At 70.1% G+C, this 15531-nt stretch carries 15 protein-coding genes; 6 read left to right on the forward strand and 9 right to left on the reverse strand.

Going from position 1 to position 15531, the window contains the following annotated elements:
* Positions 1 to 108 precede the first annotated feature (108 nt).
* From HFP15_RS28760 to HFP15_RS28775, 4 genes are read right to left on the reverse strand one after another with little or no spacing between them, the layout of a single operon-like run.
* Positions 109 to 927: an HpcH/HpaI aldolase/citrate lyase family protein gene (locus HFP15_RS28760; protein ID WP_168519898.1), complete on the reverse strand. Its 819-nt coding sequence runs from the start codon at positions 925 to 927 to the stop codon at positions 109 to 111.
* Complete coding sequence (locus HFP15_RS28765; RefSeq protein WP_168519899.1) at positions 924 to 2090, reverse strand: acyl-CoA dehydrogenase family protein; 1167 nt, start codon at positions 2088 to 2090, stop codon at positions 924 to 926. The genes HFP15_RS28760 and HFP15_RS28765 overlap by 4 nt, the downstream gene beginning before the upstream one ends.
* Entirely contained in the window at positions 2090 to 3307 is a 1218-nt protein-coding gene (locus HFP15_RS28770) for a CaiB/BaiF CoA transferase family protein (RefSeq protein WP_168519900.1), read from the reverse strand. Before HFP15_RS28770 ends, HFP15_RS28765 begins: the two co-directional genes overlap by 1 nt.
* Positions 3304 to 3831 carry a MaoC family dehydratase gene (locus HFP15_RS28775; protein ID WP_168519901.1) on the reverse strand — a complete coding sequence of 176 codons (528 nt, stop codon included), beginning with the start codon at positions 3829 to 3831 and terminating at the stop codon, positions 3304 to 3306. The genes HFP15_RS28770 and HFP15_RS28775 overlap by 4 nt, the downstream gene beginning before the upstream one ends.
* A 131-nt stretch (positions 3832 to 3962) precedes the next feature.
* Here HFP15_RS28775 and HFP15_RS28780 point away from each other — a divergent pair, with 131 nt between their 5' ends.
* The 4 genes from HFP15_RS28780 to HFP15_RS28795 all read left to right on the forward strand — a co-directional run bounded on the left by HFP15_RS28780 (position 3963) and on the right by HFP15_RS28795 (position 8011).
* Positions 3963 to 4700, forward strand: a complete 738-nt coding sequence (locus HFP15_RS28780) for a FadR/GntR family transcriptional regulator (RefSeq protein ID WP_168519902.1) — start codon at positions 3963 to 3965, stop codon at positions 4698 to 4700.
* A gap of 117 nt (positions 4701 to 4817) precedes the next feature.
* The gene (locus tag HFP15_RS28785; RefSeq protein WP_168519903.1) at positions 4818 to 6182 is read left to right on the forward strand and encodes an MmgE/PrpD family protein; all 1365 of its coding nucleotides are present in this window, start codon (positions 4818 to 4820) and stop codon (positions 6180 to 6182) included.
* Between the two features lie 49 nt (positions 6183 to 6231).
* Positions 6232 to 7548, forward strand: a complete 1317-nt coding sequence (locus HFP15_RS28790) for an MFS transporter (RefSeq protein WP_168519904.1) — start codon at positions 6232 to 6234, stop codon at positions 7546 to 7548.
* 10 nt (positions 7549 to 7558) lie between these two features.
* Positions 7559 to 8011: a SixA phosphatase family protein gene (locus HFP15_RS28795; RefSeq protein WP_168519905.1), complete on the forward strand. Its 453-nt coding sequence runs from the start codon at positions 7559 to 7561 to the stop codon at positions 8009 to 8011.
* Here the strand turns inward: HFP15_RS28795 and HFP15_RS28800 are convergent.
* Both HFP15_RS28800 and HFP15_RS28805 read right to left on the reverse strand, forming a co-directional pair.
* Positions 8008 to 8958, reverse strand: a complete 951-nt coding sequence (locus tag HFP15_RS28800) for an SDR family NAD(P)-dependent oxidoreductase (protein ID WP_168519906.1) — start codon at positions 8956 to 8958, stop codon at positions 8008 to 8010. The genes HFP15_RS28795 and HFP15_RS28800 overlap by 4 nt on opposite strands.
* Positions 8959 to 9029: 71 nt before the next feature.
* Entirely contained in the window at positions 9030 to 10622 is a 1593-nt protein-coding gene (locus tag HFP15_RS28805) for a phytoene desaturase family protein (RefSeq protein ID WP_168519907.1), read from the reverse strand.
* A 61-nt stretch (positions 10623 to 10683) separates the two neighbouring features.
* Between HFP15_RS28805 and HFP15_RS28810 the strand changes: the two genes are divergently transcribed.
* On the forward strand, positions 10684 to 11736 hold the full coding sequence (locus HFP15_RS28810; RefSeq protein WP_168519947.1) for an NAD-dependent epimerase/dehydratase family protein: 1053 nt from the start codon (positions 10684 to 10686) through the stop codon (positions 11734 to 11736).
* Here the strand turns inward: HFP15_RS28810 and HFP15_RS28815 are convergent.
* On the reverse strand, positions 11733 to 12173 hold the full coding sequence (locus HFP15_RS28815) for an SRPBCC family protein (protein ID WP_312871795.1): 441 nt from the start codon (positions 12171 to 12173) through the stop codon (positions 11733 to 11735). The genes HFP15_RS28810 and HFP15_RS28815 overlap by 4 nt on opposite strands.
* A 58-nt stretch (positions 12174 to 12231) precedes the next feature.
* On the opposite strand from HFP15_RS28815, the gene HFP15_RS28820 reads away from it, so the two are divergent.
* Positions 12232 to 12597 (forward strand): hypothetical protein, encoded by a 366-nt coding sequence (locus HFP15_RS28820; protein WP_168519908.1) that lies wholly within the window; start codon positions 12232 to 12234, stop codon positions 12595 to 12597.
* 3 nt (positions 12598 to 12600) lie between these two features.
* Here the strand turns inward: HFP15_RS28820 and HFP15_RS28825 are convergent, their stop codons facing one another.
* On the reverse strand, positions 12601 to 13845 hold the full coding sequence (locus HFP15_RS28825; RefSeq protein ID WP_168519909.1) for a hypothetical protein: 1245 nt from the start codon (positions 13843 to 13845) through the stop codon (positions 12601 to 12603).
* Between the two features lie 45 nt (positions 13846 to 13890).
* Positions 13891 to 15420, reverse strand: a complete 1530-nt coding sequence (locus tag HFP15_RS28830; protein ID WP_168519910.1) for a purple acid phosphatase family protein — start codon at positions 15418 to 15420, stop codon at positions 13891 to 13893.
* Between the last annotated feature and the right edge of the window lie 111 nt (positions 15421 to 15531).

Consider the following 15531-nt stretch of genomic DNA (forward strand, 5'->3'; position numbering starts at 1 on the left):
GTAGCGAGAACCACCGGGTCAGGATCTCGTCGACAGCCTTCGCCGTGGGCAGTCGCGGGGCGGGTTCCTGGCCCGGTTCGTCGGCGCCTTCCGCCGAAAGCGTAACGATCAACCGCGCTCGGCCAGCGCCAGGATCCGGTGTGCGTGGTGGACGACCGGCGGGTCCACGAGACGGCCGTCGACGATCAGTACGGTCGCGCCGGTGCGTTCGGCGTCTTCTGCCGCGCGGACGACGGAGCTCGCCGCCGCCACTTCTTCGTCGCCGGGGCGCAGCACCTCGTGCACGACCTCGACCTGACGCGGATGGATGCACATCCGGCCGAAGAAGCCGAACCGTCCCAGCCGCCCCGTGTCCGCGCGGTACCGGCCGGTGTCCTCGATCACGGACGACACCGGCGCCGGCGGCGGTGCGCACCCCGCGGCCGCCGCGGCGGCGACCACTCGCGAACGCGCCCACGCCAGCGGTTCGTCGTCCACGTCGGGACGTGCTACACCCAGTTCCACCGCGAGGTCGTACTCGCCGAGCGTCACCGTCACCACGCGTTCCCCGGCCGCGATCTTCGCCGCGTCCCACAGTCCGGCCGCGGTTTCCACCAGTGCCAGCAACGGTACCGACGATCGCGCGGCGACCTCGCGCATGCTCTCCGCCGACGCCTTGGGCACGACGATTCCCGCGAATTCCAGTCCGGCCAGGGCATCGAGGTCGGCGCGGGTGTGCACGCCGTCGTTGTTGATGCGCACCCACGTGCGGCGCGCGGCCGCCGGATCCGCCCGCAACGCTTCCGTGACCGCCGTGCGCGCCGCGTCCTTGCGCTCGGCGTGCACGGCGTCCTCCAGATCCGCCACCGCGACGTCGGCCACACCGACCGCCTTCGCGAGCCGGTCGGTGCGCTCGCCGGGACAGAACAGCCAGCTGCGCGCGATCACCAGCCGACCTTGCCCTTCCCGGCGACGAGGGATTTCGCGATCACCGTGCGCATGATGTCGCTGGTGCCCTCACCGATGGTCATCAGGATCGAGTCGCGGTACAGCCGCTCGATCTCGAACTCCGCCGAGTATCCGTACCCGCCGTGCACGCGCATCGAGTCCTGCGCCGCCTGCAACGCGACCTCGGAGGAGAACAGCTTGGCCATCCCGGTCTGCAGGTCCGAACGCTCGCCCTGATCGAGCCGGGTCGCGGCCCAGTAGGTCAGCAGCCGCGCGGCCTGCAGTTGCGTGGCCATCTCGGCGATCTTGATCTGGATCGCCTGGAAATCGGCGATCGGCTTGCCGAACGCGTGCCGCTCCTTGGCGTAGGCCAGCGCCTCGTCGTACGCGCGCTGCGCGATCCCGAGGCTGCGCCCGGCGATGTTGAGCCGCCCGACCTCCAGTGCCGACAGAACCTGTTGCATACCGCGGCCTTCGACACCGCCGAGCAGGTTGGCCGCGGGCACGCGCACGTTGTCGAACACGACCTCGCACGACTCGGTGCCCTTGTAGCCGAGCTTCGGGATGTCCTTGGTGACCTCGAATCCCGGCGTGCCGGCCTCGACCAGCAGCACGCTCATTCCCTTGTGCGCCGGGGAAACCGTGCGATCGGTCTTGACGAGCACCGGCAGCGGATCGGCGTAGCGCGCGTTGGTGATCCACATCTTGCTGCCGTTGATCACGTACGAATCGCCGTCACGCTCGGCCGTGGTGCGGATGCCCTGCAGGTCGGTGCCCGCGTCCGGTTCGGTGAGCGCGATCCCGGTGCGGCGCGCGCCGGTGGCCAGTTCCGGCAGGTACTTGCGCTTCTGCTCCTCGGTGCCGTGCCGCGCGAGCATCCAGCACGACAGGGAATGGCTGCCGAGGATGCCCGCGATGCCCATCCAGCCACGTGCGATTTCCTCGAACATCAGCGTGAAGGAGGTGAAGTCGGCGTCCGCGCCGCCGTACTCCTCGGGAATCATCAGCCCGAACAGGCCGAGCTGCTTCATCTGCTCGACGATTTCGGTGGGGTAGCGGCCTTCGTGTTCCCAGTCCTTCGCGACGGGCACGATCTCCTTGTCCACGAAATCCCGCAGTGCCGACTGGAACTGAGCCTGGTCGGGAGTCAGCTGGAAGTCCACTACGCGTTCTCCTTCGCGCCGAAGGCACCGGCCCGGCGCAGTTCGCCGAACTCGTCGGCGCCGGTGCCGAGCAGGTCGTGCAGGATGGTTTCGGTGTGCTCGCCGAGGAAGGGAGCGCGGCGGTGCTCGTCGCGCGGCGCGCCAGCGCGCACCGGCGACGCGACCTGCAGCACGGTGCCGAACCGGGGGTGCTCGGTGGTCACGACCATGCCGCGGTCGTGGGTGTGCGGTTCGGCCAGAGCCTGCGGCACGGTGTTGATCGGAGCGACCGGAACGCCCGCCTTTTCCAGTAGCGGCAACCATTCCCCGGTGGTCTTGCGGGCGAGTTCGAGTTCGAGGAGTTTGACGCACTCCGGCGAGTTCGCGTACCGCGCGGCCGGGGTGGCGAAGCGTTCGTCCGCCGCCCACTCAGGCGAGCCGAGTGCCTCGACGAGCCGTTCCCAGAACTTCTGCTTCGCGCAGCCGATGACGATCCACGAGTCGGCGGTGGGGAAGTTCTGGAACGGCACCAGGCTCGGATGCGCGGAATGGTGTGTGCGCACCGGTTCGAACCCCTCGTTGAGGTGCCAGGTCGCGAGGTAGGTGAGCATGCCGATCGCGGTGTCGTACAGGCTCACGTCGCAGTCCATGCCCACACCGTCGCGGCGGGCCGCGTGGATGGCCGAGATCATCGACAGCGCCGCCACGATCCCGCCGGAATAGTCCACCATGGACAGTCCCGATTTGGTGGGCGGGCCGTCCGGTTCACCGGTCACCGACATCCAGCCGGCCAGCCCCTGCAGCATGTAGTCGTAGCCGGGCTGCGCGCTGCGGGAACCGGTCATCCCGTAGCCGGACAGCGAACAGCACACGATGCGCGGGTTGATGTGCTTGAGATCGTCGTAGCGGATGCGCATCTTCGCGGGCACGTCGCCGCGCAGGTTCGAGTAGACCGCGTCGCTGACCGCGACCAGTTTCTCGAACGTCTCGCGTCCCTTCGGGTTGGTCAGATCCAGCACGACCGAACGCTTGTTGCGGTTGAACGCCTCGAAGAACAGCGAATCGCCGTCCTCGGCATAGGGCGGGGTGTGCCTGCCGACGTCCCCGCCGAAGCGCGGGTCCTCGATTTTGATCACCTCGGCGCCGAGGTCGGCCAGATGCACCGAGCCGAACGGGCCGGCGCCGTACTGCTCGACGGCGAGAATTCTCAAATCTGCCAGTGGAAGCCGGTCGCTCATGCGTTCTTCAGCTCCAGCGGGCCGCTCTTGGCTTCGGGGAAGGCGTTGATCGTCTTGGCCTCGGAACGCTTGTAGATCAACGCCGTGCGGTCGAAGGACAGGCATTCGTCGCCGTCGGCGTTGAGCGCGCGGGTGTGCACGTTGACCAGGCCCGCGTAGGGACGGGAACCCGACTCGCGCTTGCCCGTGCAGATCGATTCGGCGTAGAGCGTGTCGCCGACGAAGACCGGGTGGGTCAGTTGCACGTTGGTGAGCGAGAGGTTCGCGATCGCGCGCTGGCTGATGTCGCTGACGCTCTGCCCGATGAGCATCGCGATGGTGAGCCCGGAGTTCACGAGGATCTTGCCGAACGGCGTCTTCGACGCGTAGTTGGCGTCGAAATGCGCCGGGTGGGTGTTCATCGTGAGCAGCGTGAACCAGGTGTTGTCGGCCTCGCTGATCGTGCGCCCCAGCGGATGCCGGTACACATCCCCGACGACGAAGTCCTCGTAGAACCTGCCTTGCCAGCCGTCGTGCACGGTCACGGCCGCACCTCCTCGTGTCGAAGTTCCGTCCCCGCAGTCTGCGCCAGGCGAGGGGCGTTCGTCAATACGTCTGACATTTTGCGCAGGATTGCCGCTGGGGTTGCTTGGCCCATACGCCGTAGGCTGAGTGGATGACTGTCGAGAACGGTGCGGCGACTGCCGGGCTGCGGGTGAAGCGGGTGCAGGCCGCCTACCGGCAGGTGGCCGATCAGCTCAAGGAGCAGATCCTGTCCGGCGCGCTGGCCACGGGCACGCGGCTGCCGAGTGAGGCCGAGCTGTGCGGGCTGTTCGGGGTCAGCCGCAGCACGGTGCGCGAAGCGCTGCGGCTGCTGGCCAGTCAGCAGCTGATCGACACGACGCGCGGCGTGTCGGGCGGCAGTTTCGTCGCCGCGCCGGATGCCGGCGCCGTCGCGGAAAGCCTCGGCGGCGCACTCGGCCTGCTGGTCAACGCCAACAACCTGAGTGTGGACAACCTGCTGGAAGCGCGGCTGATCGTGGAGCCGCCCGCAGCCAGGATCGCCGCCGAGCGCGCGACCGCCGAGGACCTCGCGGAACTGCGGCGCACGATGGAAGAGACCTCGCATCTCGATCCGGCGACCGGGTTCGAACTGCACTGGGACTTCCACACGACACTCGTCGCGATCACCGGCAACCCGCTGTTGCGGCTGATGTGCCAGCCGATCAACGCCGTGCTGCACAGCAGGCTGCATCGCGAGCGGATCGCGGCGGGCCGCTGGCGCGAGATCGACGAGGATCACCAGCGCATCTACGACGCGGTCGCGGCCGGTGACGCCGAGGAGGCCGAGCGGCTCAATCGCGCCCATCTGCTCGCCCTTCGCCCGGTCTACGAACGCATGAAAGACGACTGATCCCAAAAACGTCTGAAGTTTTCCTTGCCTCGTTTCCGTCCACATTGCAGACTGAGTGGGCGGGCACCCCTTGCGGAGGCCCGCGGGTCATCAAGGACGAGTCCCGAGGAGGCAAGGATGCCGGGCGCCCCCATCGCCGAGATCTTTGGCGAGTTCGCCGCGAAGACCACACTCGACGACATTCCCGCCGAAGTCGTGGAACGCGCGCGGCATCTCGCGCTGGACTCCGTCGGGGTCGCTCTGGCCGCCACGGATCAGGAGTTCACCCGCCGCGCCCGCCGTGCGCTGGCGAGGCTGGGCTCCGGTGATCAGCCCGTGCTCGGCCTGCCGGACCGGCTCGGCCCGCGCGAGGCGGCGATGCTCAACGCGGTTCTGGTGCACGGCCTCGATTTCGACGACACGCACGTCGGTGCGGTCACGCACGTGTCGGCCTCCGCGCTGCCGGTCGGCCTCGCCGCCGCCATCCAGCACGACCGGTCCTCGGCGGACCTGCTCGCCGCCTACATCCTCGGTATCGAGATCAGCGCCCGCGTCGGGGAAGTCGCACGAGGTGGCTTCCACGACGCGGGGTTCCACCCCACGGGGCTGGCCGGCGCGTTCGGAGCCTCGGTCGCGGCGGCGAAACTCGCGGGACTCGAGGCCCGCGGAATCACCGCCGCGCAACAGATCGTCGGCTCGATGGCTTCGGGGATCCTGGAGTTCCTCGAAGAGGGCGCGTGGACCAAGCGGCTGCATCCGGGCTGGGCGGCGAACGCCGCGCTCACCGCGAGTGCCTTCGCCGCCGAGGACTGGCCGGGGCCTACAGCCGTGTACGAGGGGCGTTACGGCCTGTACGCGACGCATTTGCAGCAGCGCGAATGGGACACCGGCGCGATGACCGACGGGCTCGGTGAACATTGGGAACTGCTCAAGACCGCGGTGAAGCCCTATCCCAGCTGCCATTTCACGCACGCGTTCGCCGACGCGATCCTGTTCCTGCGCGAGCGCGACGGGTTCGGCGCCGCCGACATCGAGCGCATCCGCTGTCTGATCCATCCGACACCCGGCGCGGTGGTCTGCGAGCCGATCGAGAACAAGCGCAAGCCGCGCGACGACTACGACGCGAAGTTCAGCCTGCCGTTCATCGCGGGGGCGTGCGTCTCGCGCGGCAGGCTCACGCTGGCCGAGTTCGCCGACGAAGCGCTGGCGGACAACGAGATTCTCGAACTGGCCCAGCTCGTCGACATCGCAGGCGATCCGGACAGCAGGTTCCCGCACGCGTACTCGGCCGCCGTGGAGATCGCGCTGAAGGACGGGCGCACGCTCACCCGCCGCGAGGACATCAACCGCGGCCACGCCGAACGTCCATTGTCGCACGAGGACATCCGCGCGAAGTTCACCGGCAACGCGGGCGCCGAGGCCGCCGAGGTCCGCGCGCACGTCCTCGCGCTCGGCACCGAAGGCAGCGCCCGCGATTTCGCGGAAAAACTGCGCCAGGCCTGACGAAAGACAATTCCCCTCCCCGTACCGGAAAACCTAGGGTGGTACCCCCATGTCCGAAACAGTCCGTGCCCGCACCGGCACGATGAGCGGGAAACCGCTGTCCCCGGTGCGCATCGCCGGGTCGTCGATGATCGGCACGATGATCGAGATCTTCGATTTCATCGTCTACGCCTTCATGGCGGCGCTGGTGTTCGCGCCGCTGTTCTTTCCCGCCGTGTCACCGTGGATCGGTACGCTCGCGGCGCTGGGCACGCACGCCGTCGCGTTCGGGATGCGGCCGCTGGGCGCGTTGCTGTTCGGCTGGCTCGGCGACACCCGCGGCCGCCGCGTGGCGCTGCTCGGTTCGATGGTCTTGATGGGTGCCTCGACCGTCGCGATCGGACTGTTGCCCACCTTCGCCGACGTCGGTCTGTGGGCGCCGGTGCTGCTGGTGGCGTGCCGGATGCTGCAGGGACTCGCGGTGGGCGGCGAATGGGGCGGCGCGGTGCTGGTGGCTGTCGAGCACGCGCCGCCGAACAAGCGGTCGTTCTACGGATCGTTCGTGCAACTGGGCACCGTGCTGGGCATCGGCGTGGCGAGCGCGGTGATCCTGGCCGTCAACTCGTGGGTGAGCGCCTCGACGTTCCAGTCCTGGGCGTGGCGCGTCCCGTTCCTGGCCAGCGCGTTGCTCGTGCTGCTGGGACTGGTGCTGCGCAAGCGGCTGGAGGAGACCCCGGAGTTCGTCGCGGAACTGGCCGGGCACGAGGCGAGAACCGGTACGCGGCCGAAGGTGCGCACCGTGTTCCGCGACGAGTGGCCCGCGTTGATCGCGGGTTCGCTGATGTGGTCGGCGCCGTGCTCGTACCTGTACGTGCTGATGACCGGCCTGGTCGCCTACACCAAGAGTTACGTGCCCGGGCTGAGCGGCACCGAAGTCCAAACCGGACTGGTGATCACGTCGATCGTGCTGCTGGGCCTGACGTTGCTGAGTGCGGTCAAGGCGGACAAGTGGGGGCGCGAGCGCCTCGTGCTGTCCTCGGGGGTGCTGCTGATCCTGTGGGCGTTCCCGGCGTTCTGGCTGATCGACTCCGGTGGCTTCGGCGCGATGCTCGTGGCGATGCTGGTCGGCACGGTGTGCTACGCCGCGTTCAACGGTGCGGTGCCCTCGCTCATGGCGGACCTGTTCCCGGTCGCCTCGCGCTACACCGGCTCCGGCCTGTGCATCGCGCTCGGCACCGCGCTGGCCGGCGGGCTCATCCCGATCGGTGCGCTCGCGCTGGTCCCGGAGTTCGGCGGCTCGTCGGCCCCGCTGTCGCTGACGCTCGTGCTGTGCGGGCTGTTCACGGTGGCCGGTGTGGTGCTGTCGAAGCGGCTGCGCACGGCGTGATACTGAAGGCATGCCCGACACACTGATCGTCCTCCGGCACGCGAAGTCCGACTGGACCGGCAACGTGCCGGACTTCGACCGCCCGCTGGCCGGGCGCGGCCGCCGTGACGCGCCCGCCGCCGGACGCTGGCTCGCCGACAACGCCGGTGCGATCGATCTGGTCGTGTGCTCACCCGCCAAACGCGCCCGGCAGACGTGGAAACGGGTCGCCGCGGAGCTGCCCTCGCAGCCGGAGGTGCGGTTCGAGCCCCGCCTGTACGACGAGGGCGTCGGCGCGCTGCTGGACGTGCTGCTCGACGTGCCGGCCGGGCCGAAGACGGTGCTGTTCGTCGGGCACAACCCGGACTTGAGCATGCTGGTGGAACGGTTGAGCGGCGGCGAGTGCGAGCTGCGGACCTCGTCGATCGCCGTCGTCGATCTCGCCACGAAGACCGTGCGGGCGACGGCGACCCCTCGCGGTTAGCGCTCGGACGGGCGCGCGGCGCCCGCGTTCTCCAGCAGCTCGGCGGTCGCCTCCCACAGGCGCCGTTCCCGGGCGCGGTCGTGGGCGACGGGCCGCACCTCGGTCGGCTTGGTCTTGACCACGAACGCGCCGTCGCGAAGGTGGGCCCACTTGTCGTCGAGCGCCATCGCGGCCAGCAGCGGCCCCGAGCGCTGGGGCGTCGACACGCCGGGAATGCGACCCAGTGCGCGGCCGATCGCCTGGGCCACCGCGGGGGTGCCGCGGCCCAGCGCGGTGCCGGGCATCCAGCCCGGTTCGAACACCGACACGGTGATTCCGGCGCCGGTGTGGCGTTGCAGTTCGTGGGCGTAGTAGAGGATCGCCAGCTTGGCGTTGGAGTAGGCGACGCCGGACGCGGTCATGCCGGGGGCCTTGTCACCGGTGGCCGGGCGGGCGAGGTCGAGCGGATCGGCCCACTCGGCTTCGGCCACGCCCAGGAGCCTGCGCCAGAAGTTGGCGTGATAGGTGTTCGAGCCGACCAGGACCACCCGCGCGGGAGCGGTGAACGAGCCGAGCAGGTCGCCGATGAGCTGGGCGTGCGCGAGATAGTTGACGGCGAACGTCAGCTCATAGCCGTCGGGCGAGGCCTGCCGGGTGTCCGAGGACATGCTGCCGGCGTTGGCGACCAGTGCCCGCAGCGGCCGCACGGCCCCGGACGCGAGCAGGTCGCGCACGGTGGTGGCGGCGGCCCGGACGTCGGCCAGGCGCGAGAGGTCGCAGCCGATCTCGCGGACGTGGGCGCCGAGGGCGCGGGCCTCATCGGCGACGGTGGTCAGATCGCGCCCGGCGCGGCCGACGAGCAGCAGGTCGGGGCGCCGGTCCCGCGGACGGGCGGCCATGGCGAGCGCGGCGTGGCGGCCCAGGTTGCGGGTCGGGCCGGTGACAAGAACGGTTCCGGGTTCGGTCATGGCCCCAGCGTGCGCTCTCGGCCCGGAGGCAGGCAGTCGTCCGGTTTTCGTAGGACCGCCGGGGCCAGGTTTCAGTCGCGGTACACGGCGTCGTTGAGGCGCTGGATCACGGCGCGGTAGGCGCGCCCGCCCCGGCCGGCCCTGCGGAGTGCGGCGCGGGCGGCGTTCGCACCGGGGCCACCGTGCACGGCGCCGCCGGGATGTGCCGAGGCGCCCGCCAGGTACAGCCGGTCCACCGGGGTGTCGGCGCGCGAAAGACCCGGCACGGGACGGAAGAACAGCTGCTGGTGGATCGCCGCGGTACCGGCGTTGATCGAGCCGCCGAGCAGGTTACCGTCCACATGGCACAGATCGCCCGGCCCCTGCACGCAGCGGTCCTTGATGGTGCCGGTGAAACCCGGTGCGTGCCGTTCCACCACGGCCTCCAGCCGGTCGGCGAAATGCCGCAGCGAATCGGTGTCCCAGCGGTATTCGCGCGGCACGTGCGTGTACACCCAGGCCGATTCGGTGCCCTCGGGGGAGCGTGTGTCGTCGGCCGTGGTCATCTGGCCCATCAGCAGGAACGGATCCACCGGTACCCGGCCCGCGGAAATGTCCTGGTGATACCGGGCCAGCCCGTGCATGTCGCCGCCGAGGTGCACCGTGCCGGCCTTGCTCACCTCGGGATTGCGCCACGGGACCGGCCGGTCCAGCGCCCAGTCCACTTTGACCGTGCCGTCGTCCCAGTGAAACGACTTCAGGTCGCGCAGCAGCCGGGGTGGCAGATCGTGCGGGCTGAGCAGGTTCTCGTACAGGGTGGGCGCGGGCACGGTGGCCAGTACGGCCCGCCGGGCACGCACGACACGACCGGTGACGTCCGTGACGCCGACCGCCTCGCCGCCCGCGGTGTGCACGCGGGTGACGGCCCGGTCGCATTCGATGCGCCCGCCGGCCGCTGCCAGGCGGTTCGCCAGCGCGATCGTCAGCCGCCCCGCGCCGCCTTCGGGCACCGGGAATCCGACGTCCTGCGCGAGCATCGCCAGCAGCCAGCCGAAGACGGCGCTGCCGGCGTCGTCCGGCCCGAGATCGGTGTGCTGCGCGTTGCCGGCGAGCAGCAGCCGGGCACCCGCGCCGCGGAAGCGTTCCTCGGCCAGCGTGCGGACCGGCATGGTGACCAGGCGGGCGAACCGCAGCCCGTCGGCGACGCCGAGCGTGCGCGCGAGCCGCAGCCCGGCACGGACCGGCGGGAACGGCTGGAACAAGGCGTTGATGAGCGGGTTCTTCATCCGGGTGAACGAGGTGAACTCGTCCTGCCAGGCGTCGCCGTCCTCGGGCGCGAACTCCCGCACCGAGGCGATCGTGGTGTCCAGCTCCCGCGAGATCACGGCGCTGCGGTCGTCGGGCAGCACGTGGGCGAGCGCGGCCGGGGCGTGCCGCCAGCGCAGGCCGTACGCGCCGAGGTCGAGGCTGTTGATGACCGGTGAGACCGCCGCGAGCGGGTAGAACGCGCTGAGCACGTCGTTGCGGAAGCCCGGCGCGGTGAGCTCCGCGGTGCGGACGGCGCCGCCGGGGGAGGGGCCCGCTTCGAGCACGAGCACGTCCCAGCCCGCGTCGGCGAGCAGGTTGGCCGCGACCAGGCCGTTGGGGCCCGCGCCGATGACCACCGCGTCCACGGATTCGCTCATGTCTCCAGCCTTACCCGTTGCCGCCGGTTTTGACCCGTCGGATCGCGGAAAACCGGTCGGGATGCGCATCGTGGTGACAGGAGCGACCGGCAATGTCGGCACGGCACTGGCCAAGATCTGGCGTGGGCCGGTGACCGGCCTGGCCCGGCGGGTCCCGCCCGCCGCCGACGTCTATTCCGGAATCGAGTGGGTGCCCTGGGACCTGAGCGAGTCCGCGCCGCCGGCGTCCGTGCTGGCCGATGCGGACGCGGTCGTGCATCTGGCCTGGGCGATCAACCCGAGCACCGCCGACCCGCCGATGGAGAGCACGAACCTCGGCGGCACCCGCCGGCTGCTCGACGCCGTCGCCCGCGCCGGGGTGCCGCGGCTGGTGGTCGCGTCGTCCGTCGCGGCCTACGGGCCCGCGCCGCGCTGGCAGCGGGTGAGTGAGGACTGGCCGTGCGAAGGGATCGCACGCAGCGCGTACAGCCGGGGCAAGGCCGAGCTGGAGCGGATGCTCGACGTGTTCGAGTGGGAGCGCCCGCGGGTCCGGCTGACGAGGCTGCGGCCGTGCGCGATCCTGCAGCGCCACGCGGGTGGGCAGTTCGCGCGCTGGCTGCTCAGTCCGTTGCTGCCCGCGGAGTTCGTCTCGGTCCCGGGATTCCCGCTGCCCCTGTGGCCGGACCTGCGTTTCCAGGCCGTGCACGCGTCCGATGTGGCCGAGGCGATCTCGCTGGCCCTGGAGGCGGATTTCCACGGTGCCCTGAACCTGGCGGCCGAGCCCGTGCTGCGCGGCGACGGTCTCGCCGGGCTGTTCGGCGCCACGCGGGTTCCGGTGCCGCGGCGCGTGCTGTCCGGGCTGGCGTGGCCACTGTGGCGGACCGGGATCCAGCCCCTGCACCCGGGCTGGCTCGCGCTGGCGGACGAGGCGGCGCTGGTCGACACGACGCAGGCGCGAGAACGTCTCGGCTGGCGGCCCGCGCGCGACGCCCGTGAGGTGATCAGCGAGTTCGCCGATGGCCTGCGGGACCAGGCCTGCTCGCCCAGTCGTGCGTTGTCGGCGCGTCCGGGGTCGTGGTTCGCGCGGGCCGGTTCGGTGCCGTGGGGCCGGCCCAGTCACCAGTCGCAGGCCTAGGTTTCGCGGCCCAGTGCGATGTCGGTGAGGCGGCGCAGGGACTCGGCGTTGCGCGGCCACAGCGCGAGGTCCTGAAGCAGGCCGGGCAACAGGCTGCCGGGACCGGCGGTGAACTCCTCGGCCATTGTCACGCGAGTCCGGCCCGTGCCGAGCGGTTCGAGTCCGATCAGCACGTCCGCAGTGCCGAAATGCCACAGCCGCGCCCGCAGCTCCAGGCGGCGCTCCGGCTCGAGCGCCATCACCTCGGTCACGTCGTTCACACGCAGCGGCCACACCCCGGCACTGTGTCGATTCCGCCTGCCCGGCTCCGGCCAGGCGGAATCGACACGGCGGACGCGGGAGTTGCCCACGACCCACGCGCCGTAGGTCCAACCGTCGGCCAGCACCCGGTACACGGCGTCCGGGCCGGTGGCCACCTCGCGGCTGATCTGCTTCACAGTGTCGCCTCGCAACGCTTGTGCATCGTTTTGCGTTCTCAGGGGTACCCGTGCCGGCATGAACGACACACCGGACACCGTGGCGGCCGTGGGCAAGCTGACCGAGGCGCTGGAGACCGTGGAGGTCGCGCGTGGACATTTGTACGCGTTCCACCGCTTGACCGGCACCGCGGATTTCGCCGTCGGCGACGCGATCAGGCGGTTACGCGAGGTGGGACACGAGAAACTCGCCGCGCGCCTGGAGATCGAGCTGCTCGGCCGGAACGTGCTGCCCGACCGGTGGACGTTCCAGGTCGTCGAGGAGTACGACGATATGTACTACCAGCCCTTCCGCGAGTTCGAACGCGAGGCGAGGGAGCTCACCGGCGGCGTGCGGCACGTGCACGAGGCGGAGCTCAAACGGCAGCGCCACACGCCGTCATGAGTCTTATTTGTACTGCGTCAGCCGCTGCGCGATCTGCTCGGAGACCTTTTCCAGCACGGCGGCCGAGGTGTCCAGGTTCTGATACGTCGAGGCGGCGAACGAGTGGATCGTCACGACGTGACGGCCCACCTTGAACTGGAAGTCCGGGTTGAACTCGCCCATTTTGACGAAGCACACGTGGCCGTCGCCGATCTTGTTCTGCAGGGTCAGGGGCGCACCGTAGGGCGCCTTGTACTTCGGATCGCCGCTGCAGCTCCAGGTGTTGGAGTAGGCCGCTCCCGCCTCGTCCGAATAGGACTCGAGCTGGACGGTGAGCTTCTGCGCGGTGCCGGTGAAGTCGACCGCCGCGTGGTTGGCTCGCGTGCACGAGCTGCGCGCGTACTGCCACGGGCCCAGGTGCTGCCCGGCGTCGACCGGATCGGCCGTGAGCGTTCGCTCGCCGAGTTGGAAGGCCTCTTCGACGCGGCCGATCTCCGGTTCGTTGAACGAGGCCGGGAAGTCCTCGCCGTGGTAGATCGAGCACGCGGTCGGCGCGAAGGCGTAGGCGCCCCCGAACCCGAACTCGCTCTGTCCCGCGGCGCCCGGTCCGGCCCGCAGCTTCGCCGCGACCTGGTCGGTGAGAAACCCCAGTATCTCCTCGGGGCTCTTGGTGAGCCCGTCCGCGCCGCCGGCGTAGACCAGCAGCACGGCCCAGTAGTCGCCGAGGAAATAGGTCACCTGGTACCGGCCCGGCTGGTCCACAGTGGACGTTACGACGCGCATCCCGTCGCGGTTGTCGTCCTTGACCAGGTTCGCGCCGAGGCGGGCGGGATCGTTGACGCGCGTGACCGTGTCGCGGTCGTCGGTGTCCTGGAACGGCAGCTGGTTGATCTGCAGCGACACGAAGTTGGCGCTGTTCCTGGGCCAGATGTCGCACTCACCCGCCGGGTCCGGGCTGCCGATCGGGTGCTGCGGATTGCCCTTGTCACCGTTCGCGGTGAACCGGTCGTCGTGGTACTCGTTGGCCGGGTCGAGCAGGTAGCCCGCCTGCCGGACCAGGTCGATGGTCAGGATGGCGCACGGATCGTAGGTGGGCACGCCCTCGTAGGTTTTCGGCGCCGCCGCGGCCACCTGCTGAGTCAGGTGGACGGCGGGACCGGGCGGTGCGGACGGTGGCAGCGGGGTGCCGGCGACGACGGTGGCGCACGCGGACGTGACCAGCGCCGTCGCGGCCAGCAGTACCCCGCCGGCGCGATGACGGATTTTCACGGAAGCCCCCAGTTTGTCAACTTCCGTGCATTCTGCCCGTCCTGATCAGCTCCGGCGTGGCCGGGTCAGCCGGAACCGGTCCACCGCGGTGGTCGCGCCGTACGGCCCGGTCACGGCGTAGTAGGTGACGTCGATCGTGGTGTCACCGCCCGGATGACCGGGGTCGACGTCGAAAGCGGCGAAACCGTAGGCGTGGTCGCGATCGCGGAACGCCGACCACGGTGCGTCTTCGAGCACGTAGACCGGCGCCTTCTTGCCGGTGTTCGGATCCGTCGGCCCGACCGCCGTGATCACGCGGCATTTGGCGGGCGAGAAGAACAGCGCGTTCGACGGCACCGACGTGCCACCACCGCCGATGACCATGTGCACGGTGCCCCGCGTGGTGTCGATGACGTCGGTCTTGGTGTCGGCCGGAATCGGGGTGCGGGTGTCGTTGGGTTGCTGGCCGCGGATCGGGTGCGACCGTTCGTAGTGGTGCTCGTGCCCGCACACCACCAGGTCCACGCCGTAGCGGTCGAACAGCGGTACCCACGACTCGCGGATGCCGAGATCCGCGCCGTTGAACTTGTCCACTGTGGATATCACGACCTGGTGCATGCACACCACGATCCAGTCGATGTCCGGATTGGACCGCGCGCTTTTCAGCTCGGCCTCGAGCCAGCGCTGCTGCGCGCCGCCGGAATAGCCGTGCACGTAGGAGTTTCCGCCATCCTGCAGCGCGACGTCGTCGTTGTTGAGGCTGATCACGCGCACCGAACCGGCGGTGAAGGAGTACCACAGGCCGCGCGTCTCGGCGTCGGAACCGGAATCGGGCACGCTGAAATAGGTCTGGTACGCGCCGTAGCCGATCGGGCCGTTGCCCAGTTCGTTCTCGTGGTTGCCCGCGGCGGGCATCCACGGCCGGTGCCGTGCGGAGCGGCTGTTGGTGCTGAACCAGTCCGACCAGGTGCGGATCCGGTCGGTGGAAAGGTTGGCGTAGCACAGATCGCCGTTGACGAGGTGGAACAGCGGCGCCGCGCCCTCGACCGCGGCCGTGACGTCGCCACCGAAGGGCGAGCCGAGATTGTCGTTGACGTAGGTGCCGTTCGACAGCTTGCCCAGCGTGGGCGTGCCCTGGTCGCCGAAGCTGGTGAACCGGAACGCGGCGCGGCCGCGCGGCGCGGTGCGCAGCGTGCCCAGTTCGGGCGCGGCGCCGTCGTGCACGGCGGCGTAGACGTAGTCGGTGCCCGGCCGCAGGTTGTCCAGCCGCGCGTGGTGCACGCGCACCTCGGTGCCGGACTTCGCGTCGCGATAGGTGGTCGTACCGGCCTGCACGACCTGCCCGAAACCGCCGTCGGGGCTGCCGAGCAGCACGCGCGGTCGGGCGACGGCGGTCGTGGTGTGCCAGGAGACCACAGCCTGCTTCGAGGCGTCGGCGCCGAACTGCAGGTGCAGCCCGGAAACCGGGGGTGCGCCGAGTGAACCAGGCTGCGCCCACAACTCCGGTGCGGCCGAGGCGACGCCCGGTACGCCGAGCAGTACCGCGCCGCCGACCCCGGCGCCACCCGCGAACAGTCCACGTCTGCTGAGAGTCATGGGGAGATGTTCGCGGCGGCGCGTGAACGCCTCCGGCGCGCGAGATGAACGCTCGCCCAACACCCTCGCGGGGCAGGTCCGGCTGCTGCCCCGGTGCCGCCTTTGTCCGTT

It is taken from the genome of Amycolatopsis acididurans, from assembly GCF_012328925.1.
GTDB lineage: Bacteria > Actinomycetota > Actinomycetes > Mycobacteriales > Pseudonocardiaceae > Amycolatopsis_E > Amycolatopsis_E acididurans.

Excerpts from the sequence above, each read along its gene's own strand:
- HFP15_RS28820 (WP_168519908.1), top strand. The coding sequence starts at position 12,232 with ATGAACGACACACCGGACACCGTGGCGGCCGTGGGCAAGCTGACCGAG.
- HFP15_RS28805 (WP_168519907.1), bottom strand. The coding sequence starts at position 10,622 with ATGAGCGAATCCGTGGACGCGGTGGTCATCGGCGCGGGCCCCAACGGC.
- HFP15_RS28795 (WP_168519905.1), top strand. The coding sequence starts at position 7,559 with ATGCCCGACACACTGATCGTCCTCCGGCACGCGAAGTCCGACTGGACC.
- HFP15_RS28800 (WP_168519906.1), bottom strand. The coding sequence starts at position 8,958 with ATGACCGAACCCGGAACCGTTCTTGTCACCGGCCCGACCCGCAACCTG.
- HFP15_RS28780 (WP_168519902.1), top strand. The coding sequence starts at position 3,963 with ATGACTGTCGAGAACGGTGCGGCGACTGCCGGGCTGCGGGTGAAGCGG.
- HFP15_RS28830 (WP_168519910.1), bottom strand. The coding sequence starts at position 15,420 with ATGACTCTCAGCAGACGTGGACTGTTCGCGGGTGGCGCCGGGGTCGGC.
- HFP15_RS28785 (WP_168519903.1), top strand. The coding sequence starts at position 4,818 with ATGCCGGGCGCCCCCATCGCCGAGATCTTTGGCGAGTTCGCCGCGAAG.
- HFP15_RS28770 (WP_168519900.1), bottom strand. The coding sequence starts at position 3,307 with ATGAGCGACCGGCTTCCACTGGCAGATTTGAGAATTCTCGCCGTCGAG.
- HFP15_RS28810 (WP_168519947.1), top strand. The coding sequence starts at position 10,684 with ATGCGCATCGTGGTGACAGGAGCGACCGGCAATGTCGGCACGGCACTG.
- HFP15_RS28790 (WP_168519904.1), top strand. The coding sequence starts at position 6,232 with ATGTCCGAAACAGTCCGTGCCCGCACCGGCACGATGAGCGGGAAACCG.